The 7,370-nt window shown below is 54.5% G+C and carries 9 protein-coding genes and 1 pseudogene; 5 read left to right on the top strand and 5 right to left on the bottom strand.

The features are described 5' to 3' along the window. Nucleotides 1-175 precede the first annotated feature (175 nt). From GSQ95_RS25495 to GSQ95_RS27365, 3 genes are all read left to right on the top strand, one after another. Nucleotides 176-400, top strand: a complete 225-nt coding sequence (locus GSQ95_RS25495; protein WP_158896808.1) for a hypothetical protein — start codon at nucleotides 176-178, stop codon at nucleotides 398-400. 117 nt (nucleotides 401-517) lie between these two features. Then, on the top strand, nucleotides 518-829 hold the full coding sequence (locus tag GSQ95_RS25490; protein WP_158896809.1) for a hypothetical protein: 312 nt from the start codon (nucleotides 518-520) through the stop codon (nucleotides 827-829). Between the two features lie 29 nt (nucleotides 830-858). Further along, nucleotides 859-1,308, top strand: a complete 450-nt coding sequence (locus GSQ95_RS27365; RefSeq protein WP_372241654.1) for a DUF2971 domain-containing protein — start codon at nucleotides 859-861, stop codon at nucleotides 1,306-1,308. A gap of 68 nt (nucleotides 1,309-1,376) precedes the next feature. Here the strand turns inward: GSQ95_RS27365 and GSQ95_RS25480 are convergent. From GSQ95_RS25480 to GSQ95_RS25465, 4 genes and pseudogenes are all read right to left on the bottom strand, one after another. Next, nucleotides 1,377-2,300: pseudogene (locus tag GSQ95_RS25480) on the bottom strand (Abi family protein). 187 nt (nucleotides 2,301-2,487) lie between these two features. Further along, nucleotides 2,488-3,102, bottom strand: coding sequence for a recombinase family protein (locus GSQ95_RS25475; RefSeq protein ID WP_158896811.1), 615 nt, complete (start codon nucleotides 3,100-3,102; stop codon nucleotides 2,488-2,490). A gap of 134 nt (nucleotides 3,103-3,236) precedes the next feature. Next, nucleotides 3,237-4,505: a Y-family DNA polymerase gene (locus GSQ95_RS25470; protein WP_158896812.1), complete on the bottom strand. Its 1,269-nt coding sequence runs from the start codon at nucleotides 4,503-4,505 to the stop codon at nucleotides 3,237-3,239. Beyond that, nucleotides 4,498-4,932: a LexA family transcriptional regulator gene (locus GSQ95_RS25465; RefSeq protein ID WP_158896813.1), complete on the bottom strand. Its 435-nt coding sequence runs from the start codon at nucleotides 4,930-4,932 to the stop codon at nucleotides 4,498-4,500. The genes GSQ95_RS25470 and GSQ95_RS25465 overlap by 8 nt, the downstream gene beginning before the upstream one ends. A 107-nt stretch (nucleotides 4,933-5,039) precedes the next feature. On the opposite strand from GSQ95_RS25465, the gene GSQ95_RS25460 reads away from it, so the two are divergent. Beyond that, entirely contained in the window at nucleotides 5,040-5,249 is a 210-nt protein-coding gene (locus GSQ95_RS25460; protein WP_158896814.1) for a hypothetical protein, read from the top strand. Between the two features lie 148 nt (nucleotides 5,250-5,397). Beyond that, nucleotides 5,398-5,676, top strand: coding sequence for a hypothetical protein (locus GSQ95_RS25455; RefSeq protein WP_256664720.1), 279 nt, complete (start codon nucleotides 5,398-5,400; stop codon nucleotides 5,674-5,676). A gap of 230 nt (nucleotides 5,677-5,906) precedes the next feature. On the opposite strand, the gene GSQ95_RS25450 is transcribed toward GSQ95_RS25455, so the two are convergent. Further along, nucleotides 5,907-6,995, bottom strand: coding sequence for a catalase family protein (locus GSQ95_RS25450; RefSeq protein WP_158896815.1), 1,089 nt, complete (start codon nucleotides 6,993-6,995; stop codon nucleotides 5,907-5,909). Between the last annotated feature and the right edge of the window lie 375 nt (nucleotides 6,996-7,370).

Raw genomic sequence — 7,370 nt, 5'->3', positions numbered from 1 at the left:
CATCGTTGCCGAAGTCTCCTATGACGACGTCGCCGAAGAGCTGCTGAGCAGCGACCTGTTTTGCGACAACGCCTGGTTCTTGTTCGAGATGAACGCCACCAGCGCTGACCGCGTCCAGGCCTGACTGATCACACCCTAAAGGCGCCCTCGGGCGCCTTTGTCTTTTGGAGGCCCCATGGCTACCAATAACGCACCTGCTCATAGCAAGTTCGATCTCGATGACGCCAGCAACAACTACCCGTTGCAGGTCCTGCAGTCCCGCCGCGGTTTCTACCTCGGCACCCTGGACGATGAAGGCTTGCCCTTCAGCCGTGAGTCGAACGAATACTTCCGCAGCCATAAGGCTGCAGAAAATGCACTGAACTCAGGGAATTGGACTCGGCATTCGCTGAGCATCTGACGACCTGAACACCACCCACCAGGGGCCTTTTCCCTGGTGGGATATGGCCCTGACGCGCCTTGGCAGTTGCCAGCTAGCTATCGATTGCTATGCTGCGACTTCAACAGGATGTGAACCATGCCATATACCCTTGTAATTTCAGGATGCGTCGAGTGCGCGGTCGTAAGCCTTGAGGCTGCCGGTCAAGCCCTCACCTTTTACCGAGCGCTAGGCCACAAACCTCGGCTGTTCTACTCGATGTCTTTCGATCACCTCGGTGATGAGATTGATGATGCGGGCAAGACACTGCGCGAGTACACGTCGATGAACGCGGCGGAGTTTGCCGAGTACCTCAAGGGCTTCCGCCAGGTCCGATACGCTCGCGATCACGATCTCGACTGCCCTACCGCGTCAGCGACGCTTTACAACGTGTTCGGGACTCAGGCTTAGACAACGGAAACCTGACAGACCATCAAGAAATGACGATGTGGGGACACTATGCCGCTGGCATGCGCGGATTCAGAATTGCGTATGACACCAAGACCCTACTAGGATCGATCGATGACGCAGACGCCTATCCTATGCAGTATGAGCTGGTACCACCTAGCGTAGACGTAGCGTGGTGGATCAATAACTGCACAAAACAAATAAATTCACCTCGCCTAAGAGCAGCCCAGGAAGAGCAAATGTTCCAGGTAAAGCATAAGTCGTGGGAATTCGAAGGGGAACTTCGCTTAAGACTTCGCGAGCCAGGCGCTAGAGCATATGACCCACGTGCTATCCGCAGAGTAGATTTTGGTAGAAAAATGCAGCAATCGGACCGCGACCTAGTTCGCCATGTGCTAGATCGACATCACACGCCTATAGATTATTACTCTGCTGATTTGTCTGAAAAATCTTTCAGCATAAATTATCGCTATCTGCCTTAAGGTAGATAATACGGGGCGAAGAGCAGAGAGCTAGTTACCGGTAAAATCCAATACAGTTACTCTTGGACTTACCAATTGAACAGATGCCTAGGGAAACCCTCGGAGTCCTGCAAACCCAACCCAGCATGGGTGCAACCAGGCAGTGACGGCATGCGATTAATAAGGTCCGAGACTTTGTCAAGCCAAGAGCCACTTTCAGCAGTCGGCCGTAATAGATACCAGATAATGGCAATCAGACCATACAGACGAGATAGTGCCACCTGAGACAAATTAAGACTTGAAAAGTAAGGGTCAGAAATTGGAACAGCCAAGGGATTAACCGCTACTTGATTCCAAATCCTTGTATGGTGAGCACATCGATTACGGAGTAAGTTTATTTCCTGCAACCATCTGGCAAACATCCTGGCGTCAGTTAGCCCGACTCTCGAAAGAACTTTATTCTGATAGCTCCCCTTTAGCATCTCGAAGTACTTCGAAACCGTACCAAAGTCCCAAGCTTCTACTGCAACCCAAATAGGTATAGATCTATTAGACTTTCGATGCCACACAATCCAGTCTTCTTTTGACCTATCAAGCTGCTGCTGCTGCCAACTGGACCACTCTTTCCAAGAATTTCTAAGCTTCCCACCCTTGGTAGTAAAATCTTTGAGCTGCTTCGGATTTATATAGCCAACATCCTTGTATGCCATTGGATCAAATGCGCCCAACTCATGCGCAATTAAAGTTCAGAGATTTACCTCCAGACTTTCAACGGCATCGAGCATCAACAACCTGAGCTCTTTATCGAACCGGTATAACTCGACAGCATCAGCGAAGAAAGTGCCAGGTGAGAAATTATCGCCGCGCAGCGGCCTCATAGAGACAGGACAGGTTAGACAGTTGCCGTCTGCTCCTTTCAGGAACTCCCGAGCGGGATACCAATAGCCGCTCAGCCGGTAGTAGCCTACCTCAGCAAGCTTGATCTCAGCTTGCTTGGCATCGAGAATCCTCATGCCACGTGCTATGAGCAGGCTTACAAGGTCCGTGTAGCTGCTGAAAGGCTTAGGAGGCAACAAAACCCTGGCTCCAGAAACAAGAAGGCCCAAACATAGCACCGGCGAACCGGCGCCAGAGGATCGGGCGCTGTTGAGATGGATAGTGCCAAGCAGCCGCCTCAATGTCAACCAGAAATAGCTGACATTAAAGGTCGGCACTCGCATCATTGGGGGTTGCCGGAACGCTCTGGCTCGGTAGCCTTCGCCAGCGCCGCTTCACTGTCGAAAGGCTGACTCCTAGGCTAATCGCTACTTCGGACTGGCTCATACCCTCGCCCTTTAGGGCTTGTACGGCGTCATGTGACGCCTTGATTGGTCGACCCAGCAGAAGACCTGCCCTTCTAGCTCTTGCTAGGCCAGCCTGCGTCCTTTCGACCAGTAGATCTCGCTCAAACTCAGCAACGGCGGATACAACCTGCATTGTCATTTTTCCAGCGGCACTCGTAAGGTCTATACCCCCTAGCGCCAGGCAGTGCACCCTTACTCCGCTAGACGCGAGGAGATCTACCGTTGATCGAACATCAAGCGCGCTCCTCCCGAGACGATCCAGCTTTGTCACTATCAATACGTCGCCTGTCTCTAATCGATCAAGCAGCTTTTGGAAGACAGGTCTTTCACGAGTTGCCACAGAACCCGAAATCGTTTCGCTGAACACGCGATGCTCGGCTACTGAGAATCCGGCAGTGTGAACCTCTATCGCCTGATTGACGGGGGTCTGATCGGAGGTACTGACTCGAGCGTACAAAAATGTCCTGCTCACCTTGTCCTCTGGTCTCAAAAAGGGGAGATCAAAATGAAATTGGGGTCAAAACTCTAAAGGCTATTTTTTGACCCCGCCTATGATGCTGATATCTGAGAAGATCAAAAACGAACGTTTTTGATACCAGCGATTCGTCAGATTTGCCAGACCTGGTCAATCCGGGTTGTGAAGCCCTGGCTGAGCAACTCGCGCCGCATGCTCCATCCCGGTGCTTCGCGGATCCGAGCTGCTCGCAAGGTGCCGCGACCGTACTTGCAGTTGACTGCGTCAAGGGTAGCCATCAGTTGGTCAGCGATCGCAGACTGCGCCGGCGTGAAGAGGTCACCGGTGATCTCGCCGCGCTGGCAGATCTCGGCCATCAGGATCTCCGCCTTGGAATAGGCGTACCCGTCCCGATAAATCCGGGCCAGCCCGAACTGGGCGTACTGGATCAGCACCCGAGTGTCATCAGTGGGATAGGGCAGCTGCAGCGTTACGCTGTTGGCATAGCGTGGTTGATCGGGATTGAACATGCCGGTCTGAATGCCGACACGAAGGATCTGACACAGGGATTTTTGGGCCCTGAGCTTTTCTGCCGCACGCGACGTGTAGCTGGCCACCGCCTCGGCCAGCGCAGAAAGCTGATACTGACGGGTACCGAACATCCGGCTGCTGCAGATCATCTGCTTCGGCGGCTCGATCTCCTCGAGGTCGAGACACCGCACGCCCCTGAGCTCCCGGGCAGTCTTTTCCAGGACGACGCTGAATTGCTTGCGCAGCGACCAGGCATCGTACTGGGCGAGGTCCCAGGCCGTTTGAATTCCCATAGCTTCGAGCTTCACCTTCAGCCGGCGGCCGACGCCCCACACTTCGTCGACTGGCAGCTTCCGCAGTACCTTGTCGCGAAGGTCCGGGTCACGTAGATCGACTACTCCTCCAGTGCGATCAATCCAGCGCTTGGCAGCATGGTTGGCGAGCTTGGCCAGCGTCTTGGTGTTAGCGATTCCGACACCGACAGGAATTCGGGTCCACTGAAAGACCTTGTCTTTGATCGCTCGGCCCACGTCGATCAGCGGCTCTGGTATACCGGTGAGATCCGCGAAACACTCATCGATGCTGTAAATCTCGTAGGCAGGCACCAGGCTCCCTATAGTCCGCATGACTCGGTCACTGAGGTCACCATAGAGGGCGTAGTTGGAACTGAACGCGTGGACGCCGTGCTGACGCGCGAACTCCCGCAGCTGGAACCAGGGCGCCCCCATGGAGATTCCTAGCTTTTTAGCTTCCGTCGAGCGCGCGATCACACATCCATCGTTGTTGCTGAGGACCACCACCGGAACGCCGTTCAGGTCCGGCCTGAACACTCGCTCGCAGCTGCAGTAAAAACTGTTGCAATCGATGAGGGCATAGACCTGGTCAGGCATGACCGAGGCGCCGCAGGCAATCGGTAGCGATGCCCCAGACCTCGAATTCGTCCTCTTCCCGTACCGGGATCGGTTTGTAGTGCCGGTTGGCCGAGTGCAGCTCGTACTGGCCATTGGCGTTGCGCTGCAGCGTCTTGATCAGCGGCTCGCGGTTGAGTGCCGCGACCACGACGTCACCGGGTACCGCCTCGCGTGCCCGCGTGATGATCAGTAGATCGTTGGGGAAGATGCCCAGCCCCATCATGCTATCCCCGGTAGCCCGGACGATGTAGGTGTGTGGTGCCTTGATGTTTAGCAGCTCATCGAGCGAGATGACCGACTCCAGGTGATCCTGCGCGGGTGACGGAAACCCGCAAGGAACGCGGAAGAGAAAGACCGGTAGGGCCGTTTCAGACGGAGCCAGATTGGCGACAAATTCGATAGACATGGCAAAGCGAGCCTCCTTTCGTCAGACTGTGTATTTATACAGTTAGCAAAGGAATCGCTAAGCTGTCCATCTGACGTCACTCGTCGCCGACGACTGGAGATATATACATGGCCAAGCCACCCCAGCGCGACCTGAACTACTGCTTGCTGGTTCTGCTGCTGACACTGCGCATCCATGGGACCGAGAGCGCTATGCGTGATACGGCCAGACGCTGCATCAAGCTGCTCCCGAAGCGGCAGCGCGACCTGATGCAGAACATCATTCAGAGCCGGTATCCGCTGGATCTGGTCCGTCACATCGCTCGCAACGTGGACTGATGGGTCTCTCACTCGTGCGTACGAGGTGCATACGCGGCAGAGGCCCTGACCGTCTAGCTCCGATCAACCGTACTATCTGCCGACATAGCACAACGCTATCATCCTCGCTGGATATGATTTCGAGCCCGATTGGCTCAAGGACTAGGACGTGAAGGATGGACTGGAAAGCGCCGGACGCGCACTGAGTATTGGGCTATACCCCTTCCGCGTAGACTGCCGTCGGATCTCGCTCACCGAGATCCTCGTCGCCATCTACCACCCCGGCGAGTCTGTCAAACTCACCTACACCCAGATCACCAACGATCATGCGCTAAACCCCTTTGTGATGAACGCCCTAATCGCGAGGCTGCAAAACGAGTTGGAGCGGCTGAGCGCCTACGTCGAACCGACCTCAGCTCCAGCTGTGACCGAGCACCGTATCGCCTAGCGTGGACCGGTGCTGCAAGCTCTATACCTAACCACCTGAGACTCGAATAAGTTTTCCTGCTGACCCTCTACGCGCGTCCACGGCATCCTATGTTAGGACTCCATGTGCCCCCTGGTCCTTCTCGAAGTAGGCTCTCTAAAGCGGTACGGACGCTGGGGATTCCCTCTTTTATAGAGAACCAGCGTCCGACGTAAGTACTATTTGCGTCGTGTGGGTGACTAGGCACCTACTTAGTCCGGAATAGCGCCTAGGCTAATAGGCTCAAGTGGTTGAACATTGTTTCGCTGCTGACGAAATGCAGCTAGGACCTGATAAGTCTTTAGTCGAGCACGCATGAGTGATCCAAGGGGGCGGTGTAATGCCAGGCTATGCGCCGGACGAAACGAGAGCCGTTCATTGAAGAACGATGCGCGCTGCTCGCTGTGTGCCTCCTGAGCTGGTACTACGAGCCGTGCGACCGGACGATAGGCGCTGATGTCCTCCGGCCACTCAGTGGAGGCATCTTCAATCGGCATTTTGTCTAAGTCTACGCACAGCTGCACTCGCAATTCGAATTCGGCCCCCCGCCTACGAAAGAAGTCTACGACAGCGTGTCGGAAGACGTCAGGATCAGAAGTATCTAAGGCGTCATCTCCTAACGCCACGGCCTCCTCAGACATCGGAAACAGAGCTATCTTGGCGACATAGTCACCATAGCGGAGTGGAGCCTGACTGTAGTAGGGCTCAGATAAGGGATGACGTGGCGGATGCCCAAAAAAATCTAATTTGGCGCTGTCTGCGCCTACCGCGTGTAGTACGTTGTTAGCTAGGCGGGCAGCGGTCGACACTGCGTGTTTAAGACCGTCATCTTTTCCGCTGTGCTTTTCCAAAGTCTTAATGCTTTTCAGAAAAGCTGCAGCATTTGCATCGGGAAATACCGGACCTGAAGCGAGCACGAAGTCCTGGGTACGATCATGATGACCGACAATTTTTTCCCCATCAACATCTAATACTTTTAAAGCAAGACCACGATGGGTGGAAACACTATCCTTCAAAAGTTCGCCTGGACCTTGCGCTAGACGAACAACCACTGGATAGCTTTTAGCCTGCGCAAATAGTCCTTGCCGTAGCTCCTCGGGAAGATCGGCAAGTACCCGTAGTTCGCCCTTGAGCAGACCGGTGCTCTTCGCATGAGACGCGCGTACAGCGCGACCATGACGTTGACAGATTTTTTCGCTCTCACTAGTCATGGAAGCGATGATCTGATCGATGACCTCATTTTCCCCGGCCTCAGGTTGTTCAAGATCATCGCTATAGCGAACGAATTCTGGCTTGGACACGGTTTATTCCTCGAGCGGCAGGGTTATCTTCACAAGCTTCCTAAGAAGGACATAGGCAGCGCGCTAATCGTTCGCGGCAGCCGATAGAAGGCCTATCTTTGTTAGTAATTGCTATCACCCCTCCTGTCACCTGACTGCTCTCCTCGATACGTCTGCACCCATACAAAGTGGCAGGAGGACTAGCCCCGCCGTTTCTCTGCTTCAGGTGTGCCACTGATTACTTGAGCGCAGCGCTGCATGGACAGGCTACTCAGGCTAATCGCGACAGAGAAACCTAACCTCCAGAGACGTAGATAAGGTTTCCTGCTGACCCTCTTCAAAGCTTCTGCGACCGTGCACGGCATCCTGTGCGAGGTCCCCTATGAAGCGCCCTTC

It is taken from the genome of Pseudomonas sp. BAV 4579 (genome assembly GCF_009765395.1).
GTDB lineage: Bacteria > Pseudomonadota > Gammaproteobacteria > Pseudomonadales > Pseudomonadaceae > Chryseomonas > Chryseomonas aestiva.
Note: the sequence above shows the minus strand (reverse complement) of the source record. Positions and strands in the feature narration are given on the sequence as shown.